Annotated in this window: 21 protein-coding genes; 3 read left to right on the top strand and 18 right to left on the bottom strand. The window is 50.5% G+C overall.

The window, feature by feature from the left end:
- Positions 1 to 8: 8 nt before the first annotated feature.
- The 17 genes from JOE45_RS01170 to JOE45_RS01090 form a co-directional block, all read right to left on the bottom strand.
- A complete protein-coding gene (locus JOE45_RS01170) occupies positions 9 to 1,082 on the bottom strand; it encodes an undecaprenyldiphospho-muramoylpentapeptide beta-N-acetylglucosaminyltransferase (RefSeq protein ID WP_210021924.1) in 1,074 nt (357 codons plus the stop codon).
- A gap of 8 nt (positions 1,083 to 1,090) precedes the next feature.
- Positions 1,091 to 2,188, bottom strand: coding sequence for a stage V sporulation protein E (gene spoVE / locus JOE45_RS01165; protein ID WP_210021925.1), 1,098 nt, complete (start codon positions 2,186 to 2,188; stop codon positions 1,091 to 1,093).
- Between the two features lie 110 nt (positions 2,189 to 2,298).
- Positions 2,299 to 3,717: a UDP-N-acetylmuramoyl-L-alanine--D-glutamate ligase gene (gene murD / locus JOE45_RS01160; RefSeq protein ID WP_210021926.1), complete on the bottom strand. Its 1,419-nt coding sequence runs from the start codon at positions 3,715 to 3,717 to the stop codon at positions 2,299 to 2,301.
- Between the two features lie 2 nt (positions 3,718 to 3,719).
- The gene (gene mraY / locus JOE45_RS01155) at positions 3,720 to 4,682 is read right to left on the bottom strand and encodes a phospho-N-acetylmuramoyl-pentapeptide-transferase (protein ID WP_210021927.1); all 963 of its coding nucleotides are present in this window, start codon (positions 4,680 to 4,682) and stop codon (positions 3,720 to 3,722) included.
- Between the two features lie 44 nt (positions 4,683 to 4,726).
- A complete protein-coding gene (locus JOE45_RS01150; protein WP_210021928.1) occupies positions 4,727 to 6,220 on the bottom strand; it encodes a UDP-N-acetylmuramoyl-L-alanyl-D-glutamate--2,6-diaminopimelate ligase in 1,494 nt (497 codons plus the stop codon).
- 141 nt (positions 6,221 to 6,361) lie between these two features.
- Positions 6,362 to 8,317 carry a stage V sporulation protein D gene (locus tag JOE45_RS01145; protein ID WP_210021929.1) on the bottom strand — a complete coding sequence of 652 codons (1,956 nt, stop codon included), beginning with the start codon at positions 8,315 to 8,317 and terminating at the stop codon, positions 6,362 to 6,364.
- 154 nt (positions 8,318 to 8,471) lie between these two features.
- Entirely contained in the window at positions 8,472 to 10,763 is a 2,292-nt protein-coding gene (locus JOE45_RS01140) for a penicillin-binding transpeptidase domain-containing protein (protein ID WP_210021930.1), read from the bottom strand.
- A gap of 30 nt (positions 10,764 to 10,793) precedes the next feature.
- Positions 10,794 to 11,234, bottom strand: a complete 441-nt coding sequence (gene ftsL, locus JOE45_RS01135; protein ID WP_210021931.1) for a cell division protein FtsL — start codon at positions 11,232 to 11,234, stop codon at positions 10,794 to 10,796.
- A gap of 12 nt (positions 11,235 to 11,246) precedes the next feature.
- Positions 11,247 to 12,203, bottom strand: a complete 957-nt coding sequence (gene rsmH / locus JOE45_RS01130) for a 16S rRNA (cytosine(1402)-N(4))-methyltransferase RsmH (protein ID WP_210021932.1) — start codon at positions 12,201 to 12,203, stop codon at positions 11,247 to 11,249.
- Between the two features lie 36 nt (positions 12,204 to 12,239).
- Positions 12,240 to 12,677: a division/cell wall cluster transcriptional repressor MraZ gene (mraZ, locus tag JOE45_RS01125; RefSeq protein WP_210023478.1), complete on the bottom strand. Its 438-nt coding sequence runs from the start codon at positions 12,675 to 12,677 to the stop codon at positions 12,240 to 12,242.
- A 126-nt stretch (positions 12,678 to 12,803) separates the two neighbouring features.
- A complete protein-coding gene (locus JOE45_RS01120) occupies positions 12,804 to 13,853 on the bottom strand; it encodes a DUF4349 domain-containing protein (protein ID WP_210021933.1) in 1,050 nt (349 codons plus the stop codon).
- A 203-nt stretch (positions 13,854 to 14,056) separates the two neighbouring features.
- The gene (locus JOE45_RS01115; protein WP_210021934.1) at positions 14,057 to 15,322 is read right to left on the bottom strand and encodes an adenosylhomocysteinase; all 1,266 of its coding nucleotides are present in this window, start codon (positions 15,320 to 15,322) and stop codon (positions 14,057 to 14,059) included.
- Between the two features lie 40 nt (positions 15,323 to 15,362).
- Positions 15,363 to 17,000 carry a bacillithiol biosynthesis cysteine-adding enzyme BshC gene (gene bshC / locus JOE45_RS01110; protein WP_210021935.1) on the bottom strand — a complete coding sequence of 546 codons (1,638 nt, stop codon included), beginning with the start codon at positions 16,998 to 17,000 and terminating at the stop codon, positions 15,363 to 15,365.
- A gap of 205 nt (positions 17,001 to 17,205) precedes the next feature.
- The gene (locus tag JOE45_RS01105) at positions 17,206 to 17,493 is read right to left on the bottom strand and encodes a late competence development ComFB family protein (protein ID WP_210021936.1); all 288 of its coding nucleotides are present in this window, start codon (positions 17,491 to 17,493) and stop codon (positions 17,206 to 17,208) included.
- Positions 17,494 to 17,505: 12 nt separating this feature from the next.
- Positions 17,506 to 17,898: a DUF3397 domain-containing protein gene (locus JOE45_RS01100; RefSeq protein ID WP_348632578.1), complete on the bottom strand. Its 393-nt coding sequence runs from the start codon at positions 17,896 to 17,898 to the stop codon at positions 17,506 to 17,508.
- Positions 17,899 to 17,931: 33 nt separating this feature from the next.
- The gene (locus JOE45_RS01095) at positions 17,932 to 18,939 is read right to left on the bottom strand and encodes a 2-dehydropantoate 2-reductase (RefSeq protein WP_348632459.1); all 1,008 of its coding nucleotides are present in this window, start codon (positions 18,937 to 18,939) and stop codon (positions 17,932 to 17,934) included.
- Positions 18,940 to 19,089: 150 nt separating this feature from the next.
- Positions 19,090 to 19,740 carry an RsfA family transcriptional regulator gene (locus tag JOE45_RS01090; protein WP_210021938.1) on the bottom strand — a complete coding sequence of 217 codons (651 nt, stop codon included), beginning with the start codon at positions 19,738 to 19,740 and terminating at the stop codon, positions 19,090 to 19,092.
- A 309-nt stretch (positions 19,741 to 20,049) separates the two neighbouring features.
- Between JOE45_RS01090 and JOE45_RS01085 the strand changes: the two genes are divergently transcribed.
- The gene (locus tag JOE45_RS01085; RefSeq protein WP_210021939.1) at positions 20,050 to 20,280 is read left to right on the top strand and encodes a DUF2626 domain-containing protein; all 231 of its coding nucleotides are present in this window, start codon (positions 20,050 to 20,052) and stop codon (positions 20,278 to 20,280) included.
- Between the two features lie 54 nt (positions 20,281 to 20,334).
- On the opposite strand, the gene JOE45_RS01080 is transcribed toward JOE45_RS01085, so the two are convergent.
- Complete coding sequence (locus JOE45_RS01080; RefSeq protein WP_210021940.1) at positions 20,335 to 21,465, bottom strand: class I SAM-dependent methyltransferase; 1,131 nt, start codon at positions 21,463 to 21,465, stop codon at positions 20,335 to 20,337.
- 181 nt (positions 21,466 to 21,646) lie between these two features.
- Here JOE45_RS01080 and JOE45_RS01075 point away from each other — a divergent pair, with 181 nt between their 5' ends.
- On the top strand, positions 21,647 to 22,255 hold the full coding sequence (locus tag JOE45_RS01075) for a hypothetical protein (protein WP_210021941.1): 609 nt from the start codon (positions 21,647 to 21,649) through the stop codon (positions 22,253 to 22,255).
- Positions 22,256 to 22,445: 190 nt separating this feature from the next.
- Positions 22,446 to 23,549, top strand: a complete 1,104-nt coding sequence (locus tag JOE45_RS01070) for a hypothetical protein (protein ID WP_210021942.1) — start codon at positions 22,446 to 22,448, stop codon at positions 23,547 to 23,549.
- Positions 23,550 to 23,588 lie beyond the last annotated feature (39 nt).

Below are 23,588 nucleotides of genomic sequence, written 5' to 3'. Positions count from 1 at the left end.
AATTTATGTCATGCTTCTGGCAAACGACAGGCTTCGATCAGCTGTACGATTCTCTCGGTTCCATTGCCGAAAGGATTGCGTGACATTTGCTCCTTCATCCGGGCACGTTCTTCGTAAAGATCAGAAACACCGGAAACAAGGGATTGCGGGGAAAGATCTTCCTCGTAAAGCACTTTGCTGTAACCCATTTTTCGGAATGACTCGGCATTCAATATCTGGTCTCCCCGGCTTGCCTCGCGAGACAGCGGGATCAGGAGCATGGGCTTGCGGAGCGCCAAAAGCTCGAAGATGGAAGTCGAACCTGCCCGGGAAATAACCAGATCCGCGCAGGCCAACAGGTCGGGCAGCTCGTCTTTGACATATTCGAACTGACGGTAGCCCATCACCTCGTTCAAGGCAGACTCAGTATTGCCTTTGCCGCAGATGTGGATGATTTGAAAGCCTGCAAGCAGCGGATCGAGAGACTCGCGCACCGCTTGGTTGATCTTCTTGGCTCCCAGACTCCCCCCCATAAAAAGCAAAACAGGCTTCTGTGAATGAAATCCACACATTTGCATTCCACGGGAAGAATTACCCTGCAGAATTTGCTCGCGAATCGGGAGTCCCGTGCATTCGGCTTTATCGCTGCGGATATGCTCAAGCGTCTCAGGAAAGGTTACGCAAATGCGAGATGAGAATGGCATTGAAATTTTGTTGGCGAGCCCCGGCGTTAAGTCCGATTCGTGACAAATGATAGGAATTCCATGCAGCCTGCACGCCAGAATGACAGGGACGGTAACAAAGCCCCCTTTAGAGAACACAATATGAGGCTTGATCTGTCGGAGCAGGCGGTAAGCTTGCCCAACCCCCAAAAGCACTTTAAACGGGTCCTTCGCGTTTTTCAGATCGAAATAGCGCCTCAGCTTACCGGAAGCGATATGATGGAACGGAATACCCTCGTGATCGATAATTTCTTTTTCGATACCGTCACGGGAACCTATGTATTCGATCTCCCAACCTTGCGTGCGCAGCTGAGCCATGATAGCCAAATTCGGCGTGACATGTCCTGCCGTTCCACCGCCGGTGAAGACGATTTTTTTCATATTGCGGATCACCTCGAAAATCGGGAAATGTTAAGCAAAACACCGATCGAGGTCAGCATCAGCGTAAGTGATGAGCCTCCGGCGCTAATGAGCGGAAGCGTGATGCCCGTAACGGGGAACATGCCTATGACGACACCGATATTGATGATCACCTGTACGGCGATCATTCCGACGATGCCTGCAGCCAGCAGACTGCCGAACGTATCCGGAGCCGTTATGGCCGTACGCATCCCGCGCCACAATAGAAGTGTAAACAAGACGAGTACGAATGATCCTCCGATAAAGCCTAGCTCTTCCGCGATGATAGAGAAAATAAAATCGGTCTGCGGTTCAGGAAGGTAGCTGTATTTTTGCCGGCTCATACCCAGTCCGAGTCCGACAAGCCCTCCCGGACCAATCGCATAGAGTGATTGAATTGCCTGGTAACCGGCGCCAAGCGGATCCTGCCAAGGATCCAGAAAAGCCGTGATCCGCTTCAAACGGTAAGGCGCTGCAGCGATTAATCCGACAAATCCCAGGACTCCGACAAGTGCAAGATAAGACAAGTGAGTAAGACGTGCTCCCGCGGTATAAATAATCAGGAGCGAAGCACCTACCAACACAGCCCCCGTGCCAAGATCAGGCTGCAGCATGATGAGACCGAAGGCTAGTCCGACAAGCCCGAGCGGAGGAATCAGGCCTTTGGAGAACAGCGTAATCGTGCTTTGTTTTTCGGAAAGCCATTTAGATAAAAAAATGATCATGCCCATCTTCATAAATTCGGAGGGCTGAATGCCGAACGATCCGATACCCAGCCAGCTGCGCGCTCCTCCACGCACAACGCCGATGCCAGGAATAAGCACGGCAACTAGCAAAATGAAGCAAATGATAAGCGCGATTTTGGAATACTTCTTCCACACCCAGTAATCCGTGTTCATTGTGAAAACCATGGCCATGATGCCTAGGGCAGCAAACAGCGCCTGCCGCTTCAAATAATAGAATGCATCGCCGAATTCTCGAAACGCCAGCACCGCGCTGGCACTGTACACCATGACCACGCCAATTCCAAGCAGGAGCAGCGTGGAGCCTAGCATCAACATGTCCGGAGCCGACCGTGCTTTAACCATACCGCCCACACCTCTAACCTTGAGTTTGATGTGAGGGATTGTCCCAAGCGGCCATAGCTGCGGCAAGATGTCGCTGTATCAAAAAGACCGTAGGCTTGTATACTCCCTCTTTACAGGTTATGCACGGTCTGCTTAAACATTCTTCCCCTTTCCTCATAAGAAGGAAACATGTCCCAGCTGGCGCATGCGGGCGATAACAGCACCACATCTCCAGGTTTAGCCATGGCGTAAGCGGCTCGAACCGCCTCCGCAACCGTATCCTGCAGTTCTTTAGCAGTATCGACGGTTTTGACCTGGCTCATGCCTGCAAGCCGCGCCACACTGGCGATTTTTTCCTTCGTTTCACCGAGTGCGACCAGCCCCTTCACCTGCTTCTGGAATGCGGTCAGCAGTTCCACATAGTCGGAGCCCCGGTCAAGTCCGCCGGCGATCAGGATAATGTTCTGCGAGAACGATTCAATCGTCTTGATCGTTGCCGTCGGATTGGTTGCCTTGGAGTCGTTATAGAATAAAACTTCCTCCTTAAGCGCCACGTACTCCAAGCGGTGCTCCACGCCACGGAACTCCTTCAGGACTTGAGCAATGATGTCGATAGGCACGCCTGAAACGAGCGCCATCCCGCTGGCCGCGAGCGCATTCTCCACATTGTGCTTGCCAGGAATGCCCAGCTCTTTCACGGGAACTATGGGATGCAATACACCTTCGTTATCCCGGTACACGATCACACCCTCAGCGTCTTCCCCCTCACCACCGAACGGCGGAGATACGAAGACACCGTGAGCAAGTTCAGACCGAACGGAGAACGGCAGCACCCGGGATTTGAGCTCTCCTGCTGCTTTACGACATACGGCATCGTCCCAATTCAGTACTGCTGTATCTTCTGCCGTTTGATTCGCAAACAGCTTCGTCTTGGATTCAACATAATCTTCCATGGTTCCGTGATAGTCGAGATGCGTTTCGTATACGTTAAGTAGACATCCGACGCGAGGACGGAACGTACGAGTTCCTTTTAGCTGAAAGCTGCTGAGCTCAACGACCATATGGTTGTCATCCTCAGCCTCCAAGGCTGCTTCGGTCAGCGCGCGTCCGATGTTGCCGGCGACGATCGGCTTCAGTCCTCCCGCTTCCAGCATCAGGCCGGTCCAGGTCGTCGTAGTCGTCTTTCCGTTGGAGCCCGTGATGCAGATCATAGGAGCCCTGCAAATATGATAGGCTACCTCGACCTCGGTAACGACTTCAATGCCAAGCTGCGCCGCGCGCCTTAACGGGTCGGCGGAATAAGGTATCCCAGGATTTTTCACCACGAGAGAGATTCCTTCATGAATTATGCCTGTCGGGTGACCCCCGCAAACAACAGAAATACCCAGAGCCTCTAATTCGTCGGCTTCAGGGCATAACTCGCGTTCCTTCTTATCGTTAACCGTAACCAAAGCTCCCTTGTCATGAAACAGCTTGGCTGCAGCGACGCCGCTGCGCGCAAGCCCCAAGATGACAACTTGGCGGCCGCGGTAATTTTGCGGATGTTCCATTACTACAACACCTCATTAATATATAGTCCCACGCCTGCAAGAATCAGACCCGCCGTCCAAAAGGAGATTACCACACGCCACTCCGACCAACCAACAAGCTCGAAGTGATGGTGAATCGGGCTCATCTTGAACACCCGCTTCCCTCTCGTTTTGAAGGAGACGACCTGAATAATAACTGATAATACTTCGACGACGAATACTCCGCCGATAAGGGCAAGCAGAATTTCCCCTTTGGTCAAAATCGCTACCGCAGCAAGACCCCCGCCAATACCGAGGGACCCGGTATCGCCCATGAACACTTTCGCCGGATGCGCGTTAAACACGAGGAAGCCCAACACAGCGCCTACCATGGCGGCGGAAAATATCGCTATATTCGGCTGCGAGTTGTTTAAGGCAATGACAGCGTATGCTCCGAAGGCAATAGCTGCGGTACCAGCCAAAAGTCCGTCCAGTCCATCCGTAAAGTTCACTGCATTGGATGTGCCCAGCATCAAAAAAACCACAAATGGAAAATAAAGCCAGCCAGCATCGAACGAAAAATCGATGTATGGAATCCGTATATCCGTGCTCTGTCCGGATTGGACCAGCAGAATGCAAACAATGCCCGATAAAACCAACTGCCCAAGCAGCTTTTGTTTGGCCGTAAGACCAAGAGAACGCTTGAACAATATTTTAATATAGTCGTCCAGAAAACCAATGAGTCCATAACCAAGCGCCGCAACCAGAAGAATGACCGTCTCTAAGTTTTTCTCTCCAAAACGGAGCACCGCAACCGCCAGCGCTAGCATAATGACGACCCCGCCCATCGTCGGCGTACCCGCTTTTTTTAAGTGTCCCTGAGGACCTTCCGTACGAATCTGCTGCCCGAATTTGAGCCTGCGGAGGAGCGGAATGAACAGAGGCCCCATAATAACAGCTAGTAAAAAAGCCACGCCAAGCGTGATCAACACAATATTAAAATCCACCCGTTATCCCCCCAATTGCTTGAACCCCATCGTTCCTAACACGTTCAACGGAAACGATGCATAATCGCTTCTTTGGCCACCTCGCGGTCGTCAAAAGGATGCTTGACGCCCATGATGTCCTGATAGGTTTCGTGCCCTTTCCCGGCAATCAATATACAGTCGCCCGGAACCGCACGACGGATTGCTTTGTGAATGGCCTCCCTGCGGTCTGTAATCAGCTCGTAGCGGCTTGGATCATATCCCGCTTTGGTAAGCCCCGGAACGATGTCCTGGAGAATGCGCTCTGGATCCTCGGTGCGCGGGTTGTCTGAAGTGACGAATAAATGATCCGCGTACTCGGCCGCAACGCCTCCCATCAGAGGCCGCTTGACTCGGTCGCGATCACCTCCGCAACCAAAAACGCAGTATACTTTGCCTTCGGCAAACTGACGTATAGTCGAGAGCGCGTTCTCCAGACCATCGGGGGTATGCGCGTAATCAACAAGCACAAGAAACTCCTGCCCGGCATTCACAATCTCCATCCGGCCTTCAACGGCATCCACTTGGCTGAGGCTTTCGGCAATCTTGGAAAGTTCGAGCCCCTCCGCAAGCGCGGCTGCGATTGCCCCCAGCACATTATATACATTAAATCGCCCAACTAGCCGCATATTCACCTCGGCCGTTCCACGATATGTAACGCAGCTAAACCGGGTACCCTTGGAGGTCATCTCGATGGCTTCAGCTCTGACATCGGCAGATGGATCCTCAATTCCATACGTTATAGTTTGCGCTGAGGTTAGCTTCGCGTAATCATTGGATGCCGGATCATCCGCGTTGAGCACGGCAAACCTACTCATGCCCGGATCCTCAAAAAATTCATTGCCGAGACGGGAAAACAACAACCCTTTGGCAGCCTTGTATTGCTCCATGGTACCATGAAAATCCAAGTGGTCCTGGGTCAAATTTGTGAAAATGCCCGTACGGAAGCGGCATCCCTTAACCCGGCCCAATTCCAGACCGTGTGAGGATGCTTCCATGATACAGTAATCTGTTCCTTCGTCAGCCATCTCACGTAAAATTCGCTGAAGCTCCAGCGCTTCCTGCGTATTGGTCATCGAGTTAGCGATATATCGGGAACCGATCTTGACATGAATGTTGCCCATCAATCCGGTTTGAAAGCCTTGATCACTCAAGATTTTCTCCAATAAATAGGTGGTAGTCGTTTTTCCGTTAGTTCCTGTCACACCTATAAGCTTCAGCTCTCGGCTAGGATAACCGTAATAATGGTTTGCAAGCACCGCCATCGCGTATCGTGCATCCTTCACGATAAGCACGGGAACGTCCAATTCCATTTCCCGCTCGGCAACCAAGGCCATAGCCCCCCGCTCTACCGCTTTCCCCGCATAATCGTGTCCGTCTACGGCCAGTCCCGGGATACAAAAAAACAAATCACCGGGCATCACCTTGCGGGAATCCGTCTGCAATCCGGTAATTTCGATGCGGCCATCGCCGACGAGACGGCTTACCGCGAGCTGAGAAGCGAGTTCCTTCAGTTGCATCAAGCGTCCCCTCCGTTTTTACACATGGTATCTATTATGGACAAAAATATGTGCCCTGAAAAGCCCCTTTTGAAAAAAGGTACGAGCTTCTGCAGCCTTTTTTCAAAAGGAGCAAGGACAACACGTCAACATACAACATTGCTATTGCATTTGCGGTTTGGCTCCTCCATCTGGAGCCGACTGCGCATCGGATAAATAAATCCGGATTGTAGATCCCTGCTCAATCCGCGTACCGGGCTTTGGCACTTGATTTATCACCGTTCGCCCGACTCCAGATTTGGCAAGCTGGAAATTCATGTTGAGCTGTTCATATATATCCGTAATGCTCATCCCTACCAAATTAGGCACTTCCACGATCTTGGTATCCCCATACACATACTTCCGCTCCATTTGATCCTTCCTCGGCGGAATCTTCATGTACCGCAGCGTATCTTCCATTATATTCTTAACCAACGGAGCAGCAATCAAACCGCCAAATTGGATGCCCTGCGGATCGTCTACGGCGGCATAAATAACGACCTTAGGGTCGTCTGCGGGAGCAAACCCAATGAACGAAACAATATGCTCGTCGGATGAATAACGCCCGTTGATGACTTTTTGCGCTGTCCCTGTTTTTCCTCCTACGCGATAACCATCGACGAATGCATTTCGTCCGGTACCATTAGCAACGACGCTCTCTAATGTTTCACGCACCTGCTTGGATGTCTCCGGTGAGATCACTTGACGTACCACCTCCGGCTTCATGGAGTCGACAAGCTCGCCTGTTTCGGGCTTATACCAGCCTTTGGCTACGTGCGGTTTAAATAGCTTGCCGCCATTAATGGCCGCAGATACCGCCGTGATTTGCTGAATCGGAGTGACGGATACGCCTTGCCCAAACGAGGTCGTTGCAAGTTCAACAGGACCGACACGCGACAGTTTAAACATAATTCCATTCTCTTCGCCGCCCAAATCGATGCCTGTTTTTTTGCCGAAGCCGAAGTTGTGGATATAATCAAACAGCTTCTCTTTGCCTAACCTTTGCCCCATAACAACAAAGCCGGGGTTGCAGGAATTCTCAACCACTTGAAGGAAGGTCTCGCTTCCATGTCCGCCCCGTTTCCAGCAGCGGAGCCTCGCCCCTGCGACCTCAATGGCGCCGGGATCGTGAAATCCTTCGGTCAAGCTTATTTTTTTCTCCTCGAGGGCAGCCGCCAACGTAATGATCTTAAATGTTGAGCCCGGCTCATAGGTCATCCAAATCGGCAGGTTCCGGTTGTAATTCTCTACCGGATACCCTTTGTAATTGCCTGGCTCAAAGCCAGGCCGGGAACCCATGGCCAGTATTTCCCCGTTATTCGGATCCATCGCGATGGCAACTACATGCTTGGGTTGATATTTGACCATGGTTTGGTCGAGCTCACGCTCCATGATCGATTGGATATGACTGTCGATCGTGAGCTGCAGGTTTAAGCCAGCCAGCGGCTCCTTGTATTCATCCGTGGATCCCGGCATCAAATGCCCGGCTGCATCGGACAAATACGAGATACTTCCGTCAATACCCGTCAACGTTTTGTCATATTTCAATTCTATGCCTGTCAAACCTTGATTATAATCGCCCGTAAACCCAAGCACATGGGCTGCCAAGCCACCGAACGGATAATGCCTTTTGTTATCCTCTGTTACCCATATGCCAGGTAGCTGCAGGTCGCGGATTTCATCCGCTTTTTCAATCGTAATTTTGCGTCCGCCTGGCCTGATGTATACACTGGATTTCCGGACTGTGATTTGTTTGTAGACTGTTTCCTCACTGATCTGCAGCACTGCGGCGATCTTAGCCGCTGTTGTCTTCGGATCTTTAATTTGGGCTGGAACCGCCACAACCGTTGGCGAACTGATGTTGTAAGCTAGCTGCACCCCGTTGCGGTCGAGGATTTCTCCTCGTTTGGCCGTGACTTTGATGTCCCTGCGCCATGAGTCCTCCGCTTTGTCCGACAGCTCCGGACCAACCCAAATCTGCACGTACGCGAGCCGCACCACCAGCGCCAAGAAAAGAATCGTGCCCACGATCAGTGCGGCGAATAAACGTCGACGAACCGTTACGTTCGATGCCCTCATGCCCGCTTCTTCCCCCTTCTGAACAATGCTGCAACGGTCACAACGTCTGAATTATCGTTGTCCGTTGTTAGCAAAAAATCGTTTCATATCATCCCTATTCGGGACAACCAGGGGTTAGAACAAGCTATCGCGGTGGTGCGTTAACTTTTATGGACTAGTTTCCATTGGGAACTGATACAGGGGACTCCTCTTTTTCTTTATCCTCTTCGCTATCAGAAGACTCCTCAGCTTCAGACTTCTTCGGTTCGGTGCTCTCCGCTTTCTCACCATAAGGCCGAAGCTGAAGATGCAGAACTCGGTCTTCCCCAGCGCCCTCCAGATTTTGGTTCGCCACATAGCCTTCTCCCTCGGCCAGACAACGCAGGTTTATAAAAGAGCAAAGTCCGACCGCATCCCGTAGCGATTTACCAGTCATAACCGGCACAGGAACGTCTCCGCCCTCCTGCATCAATATAAATATTCGCTGCGAGGTTCCGATTTCGGTTCCTGCGACCAGAGATTGGGCGATGACTTTATCTCCTTGACCAATCGGTTCTACAGTCACGCCGAATTTGTCCATCGTTCTTCGAGCTTGATCCAGCGGCAGATCAGTCAGATCGGGAACCGCGGTAAGCATCTCCCGTTCCGCAGCCTGAACACGCTGCTGATCCGCAGTATTAGGCGCGGTGCCCATATAACGTAAGGTCTGCGATACGATTTCCTTGAACGCCGGAGCGGCTACATCTCCCCCGAGATGGTAGTTGCCCCCCAGGTCCGGTTCGTCTACGATGATCGTAACGAGAATTTGCGGATTTTCAAGCGGTGCATATCCGGCAAACGAAATCACCCACTTACCCTCAGCATACCCTTTCTCACCCTGAACTACCTTGTTCGCCGTACCTGTCTTACCGGCTATACGATAGCCTTCGATATAAGCTTTTCTTCCCGTACCTAGCGATTGATCGGCTACAACCTGCTCTAGATATTCACCGACCTGCTTTGCCGTGCTTTCCGAAACTACTCTGCGGATTTCCTTCGGTTCGAATTTCTTGACACTCTCTCCCGTTTCCGGGTTATAAATTTCTTTGATCAGATGAGGCCACATCAATTTTCCACCATTGGCAATGGCAGCGTAGGCCGCCGTTTGCTGCATCGCCGTAACCGTCAGACCTTGGCCATATGTGGCCGTAGCGAATTCCGCCGGATAGCGCATATTCACGATTCCGCCTACTTCTCCGGCAATGTCCACACCGGTTTTTTCGCCGAAGCCGAACTTGTCGATGTATGATCGCAGCTTGTTCTGACCGAGATTCTCATACCCCATTTTGACAAAAGCAACGTTACTGGAGCGCTTCAAGCCTTCGAGGTAGGATATTTGGCCCCAGCCCGAGATGTTATGGTCATGCAGTCTCCGCCCCGGAACGGCAATCGAACCGGATTGATACTTTTCATTCGGATTGAAAATGCCTTCTTCAACCGCGGCAGCGAGCGTGACCAGCTTGAAGGTCGATCCCGGTTCATATTGAGAAGCTACCGCATGGTTTATAAAATCGCTTTGCCGTTTCGCTTCCCAATATTTGTTAGGGTTGAACGAGGGCATATTGGCCAGTCCGAGTATTTCCATTGTATTCGGATCGACCGCGATGGCCGTCAAGCTTTTCGGACGCCATCTATCAACCACTTTTTGCATCGCGCTCTCGATATAAAACTGAATGTTTTTGTCCAGCGTAAGTCTCACATTGTCACCGTTGACGGCTGGCTGATATTTACTTTGGGAATGAGGCAGCTCCACGCCGTAACGGTCCTTCTCGTAGCTAAGCCATCCGGACTCTCCCTTTAAATAAGAATCCAGCTGGGTTTCTAGTCCCATAATAGGCTTGCCTTCTTTATCCGTATAGCCGAGCAAATGAGCCGCCAAGCCTCCGGATGGGTAAAACCGTTTGCTTTCAGGAAGCAGCAGAATACCCAGGCTTTTTTTTGTATTCAGCTTCAGCTGAAGCTCTTTCTCCAGCGCTTTGATCTTATCGGCCACTTCTGCGTCGATCTTCCAGCCTTCATTCCGAATTTCAACTTGAGTATAATACGAACCATCATCTCTCTTCTGATTAATCCGGGTACGGATTTTGTCTGCTAGCGTTGACAAGGCACCAGAATCATTCGAAATGTTCAAAATTTCGGAAATCCCCTGAACGACTTCGTTCTCGATGCCCTTGTCATGAATGATTTTCGGATTCAGCGCCAGCGTATAAGCAGGCGAATCCTCGGCGAGTACTTTATCATTGCGGTCCAAAATCGCACCGCGCACCGGTCTGAGCTCCTTGTCTGTTGCCCACATCATTTTCGCGTCTGACAGTAATTCCGCTCCCTGGACCACTTGTACCCAATATAAACGGGTAACCAAGACAACAAAAAGGAGGGTGAAGGCCCCTCCAATAATTAGCGATCGCAGCTTTACTTTTTCAGTCATACGAATTCTTCCCCCTATTCCAATGGCGGATCAGGGTTGATCCTTTGGTATTTTCGTATTTGCAGCTATGCCTTGAGAAGACGCTGACGATGAACCCGATTTAGCGGTGCCGGACGGCTTGACCTGGTTGTCAGCAGGAACTCCGTAACCGAGCTTTTTGGCTTCCTCTTCCAGCCTTCTCGGATCAGACAATCCCTCCACCCGCTGCTTCAAAATACTGTTCTCTGCTTCCAGCTTGCTGATTTTCTGTTCGATGGACTTGATGTCCGCATTCATTTCATAGATTAGAGCATACCGCCAGATGATCAATCCTGCAACCACAACGCAAATGAGGACTGTGAACAAATAAAGAAGCTTCTCCTGCAGCGGCAGCGCCTTATTTCGGTAAATGACTTTTTTGGTTTCTTTGATCTTTACTTTGGGCTGCGTTTTTTGTTTTGTCGCTAAATTTCCATGCATGTAAGCTGGCAACGTTTTTCCCCCTTAAGAAGGTAATTTTTCAGCTATTCTCAGCTTTGCCGACCGGGCACGCGGGTTATCTTCAAGCTCTTCCGTACCCGCTTCGATCGGTTTCCGGTTAATCAACTTGACAACACCGACAGGGTTGCACACACAGAGCGGAAAATCCGGCGGACATGTGCATTTGGATACATATTTGGTAAACGTTTGTTTACAGATACGATCTTCGAGTGAATGGAACGTGATGACAGCCGCTCTTCCTCCCGGAACCAAGCAGCGGATCGATTGTTCCAGCGCTTCTTCGAATGCTCCTAGCTCGTCATTAACGGCAATGCGCAGCGCTTGGAAGCTCCGTTTGGCCGGATGAGGTCCCGTGCGCCGTGCGGCTGCAGGTATCGCTTCTTTTATCAGTTCAACCAATTGACCGGTCGTCTCAATCGGTGCTTCGGCCCTCGCAGCAATGATTTTTGCAGCGATTCTTCGGGCAAATTTCTCCTCACCGTATTCGAATAAAATATCGGCAATCTCTTTGTCAGACCAGTCATTTACGATATCTCTGGCCGTTAGCGGCGCAGTCCGGTCCATCCGCATATCGAGCTCGGCATCATGGTTGTAGCTGAAGCCCCGGTCCGCCTCGTCGAGCTGAGGCGAGGAAACGCCTAAATCGAACAAAATGCCGTCTACCTGCGGGCGACCATCCTTTAAGGCCTCAGGGATTCGCGCCAATTCCCGTTCAATAAAACGAAAATTACTGCGAACCAGCTTCACCCTATCCGCTACACCGGCTAATCGCTGCCGGGCATTGTCCAACGCTGCATCGTCCTGATCGAATGCGATCAGCAATCCCCCGGGACCAAGCCTCGATGCAATCTCCAAGCTGTGCCCAGCACCGCCAAGCGTACAATCCACGTATACGCCGTCCGGTTTTATATGTAGACCTTCCACTGCTTCCTGCTTAAGTACGGTTATGTGATGAAACATGCGCTATACTCCTCCTGAGGCGTCCATAATTACGGATTACAAATCAAAGTTAAAGTCGACCAATTTTTCAGCAATCTCATTAAAAGATTCCTCGGACTCTTGGAAATAGTTTTCCCAAATCGACTTACTCCAAATCTCCACCCGATTGGAAACGCCGATAACAACACAATCCTTGTCCAGCTTGGCATGTTCAATTAAATTGTTCGGCAGGTTCACCCTGCCCTGTTTGTCCAGCTCGCACTCGGTGGCGCCGGAGAAAAAAAACCGGGTAAATGCACGGGCATCGGACTTCATAAGCGGCAGCGATTTGAGCTTCTGCTCCAGAACCGACCATTCCTGCATTGGGTAGACGAACAAGCATTGATCTAAGCCTCGAGTGACGATAAACGATGTTCCAAGGGCTTCGCGAAATTTTGCCGGCACGATCATGCGGCCTTTCTCGTCAACGGTATGTTGAAACTCGCCCATGAACACCATTCGCCACCCCCTTCTCCACCACTTTACCCCACTTTTCACCACTTGAATTATAATATTTCGCCATGTTAACAAAAAATCCTGCTCCGTCATGAGACGTTCACAGGATTTTTTTAAAAAACTACCTTATTCGTTTTTCGGTTCTTGAAGCTGATTCTGTTCAGAAAGCCTAGTCCGAATGTCCTCCAGTTTCGCCTTACGCCGCTTCCGTATCAAATAGAAAGGAATAACGGCCAGCGCCAGCAGAAGCAGAACAGGCAGCGCCCCCGCTGCGATCACAACCACCCACTGGAATAAGAAAGCAAGCACCGTCGTTGTTCCGTTCAGTGCCGCCGCCGCTCGCCCGATCAGCGGTCCTTGGTCCTGCGCCTTGATCACTTCCGCAGAACCGATCTTTTGCGCAACTCTGAGCTCAATGGTGGAATAGGCCACGTTTTGCTCCAAGTACCTCATTCGCCCTTGGATGCGCTCAATTTCCTCCTGTACCTTGCCCAGCTCGTTAGAAAAAGCGACCAATTCGTCCGTTTTCTCCGCTTTTTCCATAAAAGCGACCAATCGGCCTTCCATCACTTGCTTCGCCTTTAGCCGTGCAGACAGATCGACGTATTCCTCCGTAACATCTTGACCCTGCATGTTTTTTTGCATTTTCGGGTTGATTTGCTCTAGAAGGTCAAGCATGGATTGGAATCCGTTGGCAGGCACTTTAATCGTAAAAACCCCGTATTTTTCCACAGCCGATGAATTCTCGTTGAACTGCAAAATGTACCCGCCCGACTGCTTAATAACCTCCTGCACCCTGGACTCCGCTTCCGCATAATCGTCCACCTGCATCACCAGGTTGGCCGTGTAAATGATCTTGCGGCTGAACGGCTCCAACACTGTCTGTGCAGGTGCTGTGACACCTGCGGTGCTGCCCCCGGCTCCTGAGCTCTCCGACGCTTTCTCCGCTGTGTTTGCTTGATGAGCAGGAGCCGCCCCCGGGCTTCCATTGCTATCCGAAGCTTCGTTCTGGCTCGACAACGATGTATCCGCAAACGTTGACGAAGCGGCCTCGTCGCTCGAGGCGCTGCAGCCCGCCAATGCCAATACAGCTAACAGAGCAATCGCTATTCCTCTCCATATGCGAGTCCACATGGCTCGAGGCTTCCTTACCAATCCTCTCTGCACCTTTGGCATAGATAATCCCCCTTGTTTTATCGTCGCACGTTTCGCAAGAAAACCGACCGTGTTAATGATAAGACGCTGAGGATGAAACCGTTGTTGCAGCGAAATGGAAATTTGTTGCAAATATCCATACCATCTGTCGGGCGCAGAAACAAAAGATCCCCTACTCTATGGCAGGGGAAGAAACGCTATAGTATGAACGGCAAGCCTTGATCTTAGTGCTCAGTCCAGCTGTCTAGGTAGCTTTTTTGCTCCTCAGTGAGCGAGTCAATACCTTTGCCTAGTGAAGAAAGCTTGAAACGAGCCACCTGCTCATCCAACTCATATGGCACATTGACGACTTTAGGGCCGATTTGCTTATAATTGTCGTTTACATATTTCAGAGACATCGCCTGCAAAGCGAAGGTCATATCCATGATTTCCGCCGGGTGTCCGTCGCCTGCTGCCAGGTTGACCAAACGGCCTTCTGCCAAAATATAAAATTTACGGCCGTCCTTCAGCGTATATTCTTCGATATTACGGCGAACTGTGCGTATGGAAACGGAGAGTGCTTCGAGTTCAGGCTTGTTAACCTCCACGTCGAAGTGTCCTGCATTGGATAGAATGGCACCGTCCTTCATGACCTCGTAGTGTTCTCCGCGAATCACGTCACGATTGCCTGTTACGGTTACGAAAAAGTCGCCTACCTTGGCCGCTTCCAGCATTGGCATGACTTCGAATCCGTCCATATATGCTTCAACTGCTTTGATCGCATCAATTTCCGTAACGATGACATTGGCGCCAAGTCCTTTGGCCCGCATGGCCACACCTTTGCCGCACCAGCCGTAGCCTACAACAACAACCGTTTTGCCCGCAACGACAAGATTCGTCGTCCGATTGATGCCGTCCCAAACGGACTGGCCTGTACCATAGCGGTTATCGAACAAATATTTGCAGAAGGCGTCGTTGACGGCTACCATCGGGAACTGCAGCTGCCCGTCTTTTTCGAGTGATTTCAGTCGGAGAATGCCTGTGGTCGTTTCTTCTGCGCCGCCGCGGACGTTCTTGATCAGGTCTTTGCGTTCCGAATGCAGAATCATAACCAGGTCGCCGCCGTCGTCAATGATCAGGTCCGGCTCGGTTTCCAGCGTTTTGATGAACATTTCCTTATATTCATTCGGTTCCGGGTTATATTTGGCAAATACAGTGATCCCGTCCTCCACCAGCGCAGCACACACGTCATCCTGCGTCGACAGCGGATTGCTGCCGCAAATCGTCACATCAGCTCCACCGGCCTGCACTACTTTAGCAAGATAAGCTGTCTTCGCCTCCAAGTGAAGCGATATTGCTACCTTCAAGCCTTTGAACGGCTGCTCCTTCTCGAACTGCTCGCGAATACGGTTTAGCACCGGCATGTGGGCGTTCACCCAATCGATTTTCAAATGGCCTTCCGGCGCCAGGGCGATGTCACGGATCACGCTTTTATCAATGGTACTTTTCATGGGTATTGCTCCTCCTTGATAACCTCAATTAGATAATGTACTACATATAACATATATAATGCTTTCCGTCCATGTTCATCGGAAGCTCCAGCAGCTCCTTCAGCCAACCTTCACCGTACTTATTCAAATAAGCGGAGATATTATAAACGCGTTCCTGCGCCTTCCCGCCGGGCACTATCGAAAGACCGATTCTTTGAAACTGCCTCAGCCCTGCCTCGTTCTGTGAACGCAGTCCATCCTCCGCTTTGTGCTGTAAAAATTCGATCTGCTCGATAATTTTGCCCAGATTGGTATCGCCTAATTTCTTAAGGCCCGGATTAATTTCGGAAATAGCCGCAATCAAGGGCTCGTAGCCTATTCGGAACTGTTCCTTCACTTCACTAAACCTTGCCTCAAGCTGTAAACGGTCCTGAGCCCGCAGCCATTCCTGCTGTTTGTCCTCAAGACGCTGCAGCACATCCTCGAACGTCAGCCCGTATTTTTGCATGTTTTTGTGTACCGTACCCTCGACTAGCGTGAAACCGAGGCGGGGAACCAGCAGCGGCATTCGCATCCCGAGTCGGTGGAACGCCTCTCGTGTCAAACCCCAATAGGCAATCTCCGCAGGACCGAGCACCGCAGCCAGCACAGGCAGTATAAACTCCTGCATCAGCGGCCTGGTCATGACGTTATTGCTGAGCCTCTCCGGAGCGGTATCCGCCCAGTCGAGCAGCCGTTCCCGGGAAAATCTGCGCTCGCCCTTACGGTCTGTAAAGCCTCCATTATCATCCGCATACAACAGGGTCCGTTCGCCTTCTTCGTCGTAAACGAATAGATTCGCTGCTTTCGTATGCAGCTCGGCTTGGGGCTCATAGCCTGCTGCGAGCAATTGTTCACGCCCCATCAAAAAGGCATCACTCAGCTCACTGCTTCGTTCCACCATTGTCCGGAACATCGTACCCTCCAGCTTCCGCAGGGCCGGGTCGTCGGAGTCGAGGAGCACGAGGCCGTACGAACCGAACAGCTTAGCCATCAACCTGGCGAAACCATCGACCAGGGTGGCCGACTCCTCCGCTGCAGCTCTTAACGATTGCACAAGGCCATCCTTGAACTCTGTCGGCATGAGCGACTGCTCGAGCTGCTGCAGCGCTTCTTCCCATTGCTCCCGGTTCAGCTTCGTCTGGCTTACAGACGTACGCAAGCCTGTAGGATGGTCGACCTTGATTTTATCCACTTGAAGGTTTGAAGTCAGGTAATTCACATGGTTAACTTCATCGAAATCATGATCTTCGCCGGCAATCCAAAAAACGGGGACCACCGGGCGGTTCAGCTTCTCCGAGAATTCCCTTGCCGTTCTAATCAAAGTAATCGCCTTATAAATAACAAGCAGTGGTCCGGTGAAAAGAGACGCCTGCTGACCGCCAACCACGCACAGCGTCTGGGGGTCCCTCAGCCGCTCGATCGCATCCATCGCTTCACAAGCGTTACCCGCCCGCTCATTGAATCGGCGCAAAACGTCCGCCACACGCTGACGGTCCGCACCACGAACGCGCTCATGGTCAAGCCAGGATGCCCGGGCCCGCCAGCTTTCCATTTCCCATGGATTATAATCATAAAGCTCGCCCGTCTTCTCAAAACGGCTCCCGTAATCGTCCGTCAAAGGCTGGCCGGATTCCCATTGTATTGCTTCCAAACGCACTTTGCCCGCCACCTTTCCCAAACTTGTTCTCACTTATACTTATGTAAAGAAAGCTGCTTTCGCTTTGTAATCGCAAGTAGCATCTATATTGTACACATGATCAGGAAAATCGTCAAAATGCCTGCACCTGGAAACAGCAAGAACCGTTCGCCAAAATCCGGCGAACGGTTATCTTCTTTAATACAAAGGGTAAATCAGGTCATGTTTAATCGTTGTCGCCCCGTAATGCCGACTTTCTGTCCGAATTCATAACAATATCTATGGCATTGGACAACTCCCGGTACACATCAGTCTCCACCTGCATCCGCAGCTGGGTTTTGACAAATACCTCCCCCTTGACTGTCGAAACATATTTAGCCGGGAGTTTATTCAGGGCAATGGCGATAATGTCACTTTGCTCCTCGATCGTAAGCTTGGCCAAATACTCTTGGTTATGCATCAAGTCTTTCAGACAGCTTTTCACTACATCTTCCATTAGGTTATGTACATTCATGGGGTACGCTCCTCAAGAGTTTATCATATATTTGCCGATACCGATAAACAGCAGCAGCACATAGCAGGCTCCCAGCAGCAAAAAGCCAAGTCGCCCAAGCGTGCGGACGATTTTGACAACGTCAATACGTCCTTTGATCCGGTTCTGCAGATTACCGAGCAAACCGGCCGCGATCAAAAAGAGCAGTACGATCGTCCAAAGCAGCATCCCAGACCCGAACAGATTACGGCTCATGTAAGCTACGGAGCCGATCAGAAACAACGTGGTAATATCCATGCTGAGGTGAGTCGCTTTGCGCTTATCACGGCCATAACTGTAATACCCGATAAGCCAAATAATCATAAAAGCCACGAAAGGGACAAAGGCAATCACCTTGTAAAGCTGATGGAGCCACTCTAATACCACATTCAAGCGATCATCACCAACCCTCAATAAAGTTCAATGTCTAACTAGCGATAAACGTCCTTCCAAAGCTTTCATAAGCTGGTAAACGGCTTGATGTGCTGGCATGAAAAGACCGACCGACTCGGCTTTCTTCAGCAGGCCTCCGTTAATCGCGTCGATCTCCGTAGGGCGTCCGGCAAGTACATCCTGCAGCATGGAAGAACGATTGGCCGAAGTCCGACGGCATACTTCGAGCAATTGTTCCCACAGGTCCGGGTCCAGCTCGATACGAAGCGCCGCTGCCAAAGCGGTTCCTTCATCGAATAAAGCGCGCATCAGCTGCTGCGCCTGCGGCAGCCCCGGCAGTTCTCCGTTGGTCACTTGCAATATCGCTGTTAGCGGGTTGATGACGGCATTAATGAGAAGCTTATGCCAAACGCGGCTAGTGATGTTTTTCGACAGAAATGCCTGAAATCCTGCAACTTCCAGCAGCTCTACCCATTTTTTTTGCGCCGCCGCAGCCACCTCATCATCAGTTGAACCCGCCCCGCCAATCCAAGTGACGCCTCGCCCGGTATGTGCCGCTTCCGTTTCCGAACGTCTTAAAGCGCCTTCCGTAGTTACGGCCAGTACTATCCGTTCCTCTGGTATAATTGATGAAATCGCTTCCACATGTCCAATTCCGTTCTGCAAACAAACAACCCAGGAATGGGGGCCCATCCTTCTCCGAACCGCTTCGGCTAAGTCTTTCGTAAATGCGGATTGCTTCACAGCCAGCACAATCCAATGCGTGGTATTCTCTCGTTCCGCTAGACTGTCGTCTTGGATTAGCCTCTCTTCATTCATCAAAACAACCTTAGGATAAACCGTGCTGGTTCTCGCAGCTTTTTCCTTCCTGTCCAACCAGGAGCCAGCTTCAGTTAAAGAAACTCCCGCAGACATCAGCAGCTGCTTCTGGGAAGGACGGCGAACTACCAATTCCATATCGGGGACCGCCTCAGCAAGCTTAACGGTAAACAGCATACCCAGCGCACCAGCCCCGATGACTGTGATCCGGTTCACATCCCCACATCCTTTTATCTAAACGAACTATATTCACTCTATCATAACAAAAAAGCAGGCCATATAACAAAAACCCCAAACGGCTGCAAGACGCAGGCGTTCAGGGTTTCCTATGTATGAGTAGTCTTGTATATTTTCTTGGCATTCAACTTATTCAATCCGTTCGAGATTTCCGTTCTCATCCATCTTAAAACGTGCTTTGTTCTCCTCTTCTTCCTCAGCCAAAAATGCCAACTTCCTCGCCCGGTCCATGATTTGAATCAAAGCTTTATAATCGTCATTTACCACGCGGTAGTCTGTGGAAACATCGCTCACCTGCCTGCTCAGCTCGTCATTGATTGAACGCAGCCGCTCCAGCTCATCCTGTTTCTCATTCACTTCTTTTTCCAATTGCCGTACATGACGAACCATCTCTTGGTAGCTGCCTTTCCACTGCCGCAAAAATCGGATCACTGCATCAATGGACAGCTCCTCAACAATGCCGTCACTGCGAACTGAGCCTCCTTCCGCAAGCGGGCCTGCCATTCCGTTAGCTGCAACGGTGGCAAAAGCAGCCGAATGCTTTCTTTGCTGGTTGCGCTTTTGGCGCTGGGCCTTGGCAATTTGTATTGCCGCTTCATATTTTTTCCTCACAAAGCTATTCCAACGGAAGCCGCAAGCTGCCGCGGTCCTACCGATCTTTTCCCCAACTTCCTCGAATGCGGAGAGCTGAGTACTGCCCTCCCGGATATGCCTTAACGTCACCTCCGCCAATATTAAATCGTCTTCCTCGCTCCATGCATCTTGTCTGATTGCCGTCATGAAAGCAGTCCTCCTAACCCCTATAGGTTCATCCACATTTATGATAGGTGGTACATGATATATTGCGTTACTTTATCTCTATGCCCATGGTAGAGTTCATAGAATACATTTCTAGTAATTTGTATTGCCATTTTTGAAGGTAGTCATACATCATTTCATGGAGAATGGGAATGATCTTTATATGTGAGGCATAAAAATGACTCAATTTCGTCACGGATTGGACGTTTACACGAGAAACAGCTTTCGCTATAATGTTGAGTAGTAACGTGAAAAAAGCAACGTATGTGATGGAAGAGAGGGGGATGCAGAATGGATCGCATGTTTCGTGTTCTCGGCTTTTGGACGCTTGTAATCGGGTTAGCGGCGCTTGCTGGGCATATGATTCCGTTCGCTATGATCTTTTTCGCCCAAACGGCGATTTTTGTTCTGTTAGGATACATGAAATTGTCCGAGCGTGCCTACATATTGATTTTTTGGGGGTACATGATTATTTCGTTTACAGGATTTACGTACTGGTCTTTCTTCAAAATGTCTGTATAATCTTGAAGCGATGCAGCTCGGGACTCCCTCGTAAACGACAAAAAGGTGAACCGCTTATGACAGCGGCTCACCTTTTTTTTGGACCAGCACCTTAAACAGCTCGCTCATTTGATCGCTTAACAGCAGTTGGCGAATGGCTCGGTTCCGCTTGGCCGCCGGAGAGAAAGGATCTAAGGCATCATGCTGCTGAAGTCCGGTCAACAGCCCATTCTCCACTAAAAACTGCTTTTGGGTCATAAACCGGTATTGGCCAAGCCCGCTCTCGCGCCCTACATCGATTAGAGCGCTGAAATTGACATGAGAGGTCATATCCTGCTCACCTGGGTACAAGAGCGGCATATCATAGGCTTGATGTTTCCGATAACATAGAAGTGTCCCGTTCATTCGATGCGGTGCATAAAGCTCCTCTCGCGCATCTCCATAATCTATCGTAATGATCTCGGCTCTCTGTCCCAAGCCTTCAGCTGCTTTCTTTAACCAACCTACAGCCGCAAGTCCTACCTCGAACCTCTGCCCTTCCCGTTGCGGCATCCGTTCTTTAGTTACAAATTCCCTCAGCGTCCTGTCTGTCAAAGGCATTTCCCGCTCCGTCAGCGTTTGAGCCGCATCATCCCATGTCACGAAGCTTTCCAGCCAACCGTCTTCTCGATAAGCTATGCGGTGTACTGGCAGCGCATCCGCCAGTTCATTGGAAAATACGACGCTATCATTCCAAGGACCTTCCTTTACCCATTCGTCCTCCTTCAACCAGCGAACCCGCCCTGCATGATCCGCAAGCGTTTCAGCCTGAAGCTTCCGGTGATAGGGACTTGCCTCAATGCTGACGTACTGCAGTCGATCATAGAGATCCGGAGAGGATAGCTTCAGTGCATTCAGCACATGCAGCGCCAGTATTCCGCTTCCCCCGCCCCACTCGGTCAACCAGAACGGACTTTGCGTATCAGGTGCTATACTCCGGACATGTTCAGCAAGTATTTCCCCCAAAAGTGAGCCGATGGAAGCGCTGGTATAGAAGTCGCCGTCCCTTCCAATCTTCGTTTTCTCTTTCATATAATAGCCGTAATCGGGATGATATAAGCACAAGTCCATATATTCGCAAAAGGAAATCGCCCGGTCCCCTCGCTCTTCTATACGTTCTCTGATGATCCTTAGAAGCTTTTCACTCCCTGATTGTTCCCTATTCATGTCTTCACCGCCTAACACCATTTTACTACAGACAAAGCAGCTTTCGGCAACTATAATGAATGAAGACAACGATTGGAAAGAGCACAACCTTGTTTAACACTCGAAAAATGATTCCCTTGCTGCTTCTATGATGCTTGGTCTTTTTAAGGATAGCACGATCCGGTATGATGGCATCGTCTCGATGGCGGAACCGATTCGCATGGAAGCAACGTTCACAATAACGCCTAAGGGTGCTGCCTCCCCAATCGAGCTGCCCATCCTTCTTAAAGATAACAAAATGTATTTGCACTTGCCAGCGGTAAACCAAACGGATGAATATATGATGCTGCCGCTCGAGATTATGCCGGGCACATTGAATCAGACCGCCGGTCTTGCTTCAGGTATCAACGTCAAGCTACTGGAAGGCATCGACCCGGAATGGTTGGAGCCCGGCTCCAAGGACGTAGCCTTATCTACCGGCGAACCGGCCAAACGGATTTCGCTGGCAGTGAACGAGAATAACCGGTCTGAGGTCTCCACGCATTTCTCAGCTTTTCTGCCTGGCCTATTGAACGACCTGATGACCGGCGGGCTAATCTCCGCGGATCAGACGGAAAGCATCAAAGCATTGACACAGCGCTGGAGAATGACCGCCCCCGCTTCCATCAGTACGCTGATTGACGAACAAGGCTTTAACAGGGAGCAATCCGGCAGGCTGAGCTTTACAGATAAGGACACCAGGCAAAGCTGTGAATGTAATCGAGTGGACTCAAAAAATAGACGATGTAAATCAAAAGTTGAATTTTACTAAAGAAGCACCAAAACAGGTAAAGAACCTTCTAGACATCCTGCGCTTACTCCCTGCAGCGCCCAAATCTTCATAGCTTCAATCTGCTTTTCGCCGATTTCCGGCGGAAAGCCATTTTTTTGTCATCATTTTCCCATTCCTATGATAATCTTTAGTTGAGAGGATGGGGGGAACATCGCAGGTGAAATTGCCGATGAAAGAGTTAAGACGAGCCGTCATAGGATTGCTTTTAACAAGCTGGTGTATTCTCGGCTTGGGGCTCCCAACCATGAAAGCGGAAACGCTGCAACACAACAAGGAACTGATGCAAAAAGGATTGACCATTTATGAGATCGACCAGGAGCTTTTGCGCATCATGGAGCAGGAGGCGCAGCTGCAATCCCAGCTTGTGACGGCCGAAGAGCAGCTTCATACAGCCAATCGTTCAACTGCGGAGGCGAGGACCCACGCAGCCCAAGTTATCCGAGCTTACTATATGGGAGACCGAGACTCCCTCTGGAACTTGCTGTTCTCCATCCGCAGCTTCTCAGAAGCGCTTGCTTCATTAGATTATCTGCAGATGATTCTAAGAAATGATCAGCAGGCACTCAAACGTCACACGGACGCATGGAGACAGTTGAACCAAGTGAAAGCTGGACTTATCGAAGCACAAACGGGATTACAGCAAACCAAATCGCTTTATCTGGCACAGCGGGCGCGTCTTGTCTCATTACAACAGGAAGTGGACGATACGTTAGCGGAAAATAAAGAAACGGCAGTCCAGCTACAACAGCAAATGCTGGAACTGAACCGCTTATGGCATGACAAGGGAGTGCCCATGCTCAGAATCTATTTCCAGGCATTAGGTGAAGCGTTGAAGCAGCTGCCCGAGATAGTGACGGCCGGTTCAGGCTCAGGCGGGAATTTGATCATGAACGGATTTAATTATACTTTTCAAGTAACCGACCAAGAACTTAACGATTTTTTAAGGCAAAAAAATGAGATTTTCACAGATATGACCTTCAGGTTCAGCCCTGACAAGATGACAGCTTCCGGAGAGCGTGACGGGATTTCCCTACTCATGGTCGGCAGCTATGAGATGACTTCCCAAGGCGAGGACCAAAGCATGGCCTATCTGCGCTTTCGGATTACGGAACTGCGATTTAACGGGTTTACGCTGCCTTCCACGACGATCGAAGCATTGGAGAAAGACTTCGATTTGGGCCTTTATCCGCAAAATATCGCCGCTTTTCTGCGGGTTACCGGGGTCACAATCGAGGATGGAAAGCTGAGTGTTATGCTAAAGTTGGCCTTGTGACGCACAAGTTGCGCTGGCCGGCTTTTTTTGCGCATAATG

Source organism: Paenibacillus sp. PvR098, from assembly GCF_017833255.1.
GTDB lineage: Bacteria > Bacillota > Bacilli > Paenibacillales > NBRC-103111 > Paenibacillus_G.
The sequence above is the reverse complement of the archived record's forward strand: the minus strand, read 5'-3'. Positions and strand labels throughout refer to the sequence as shown.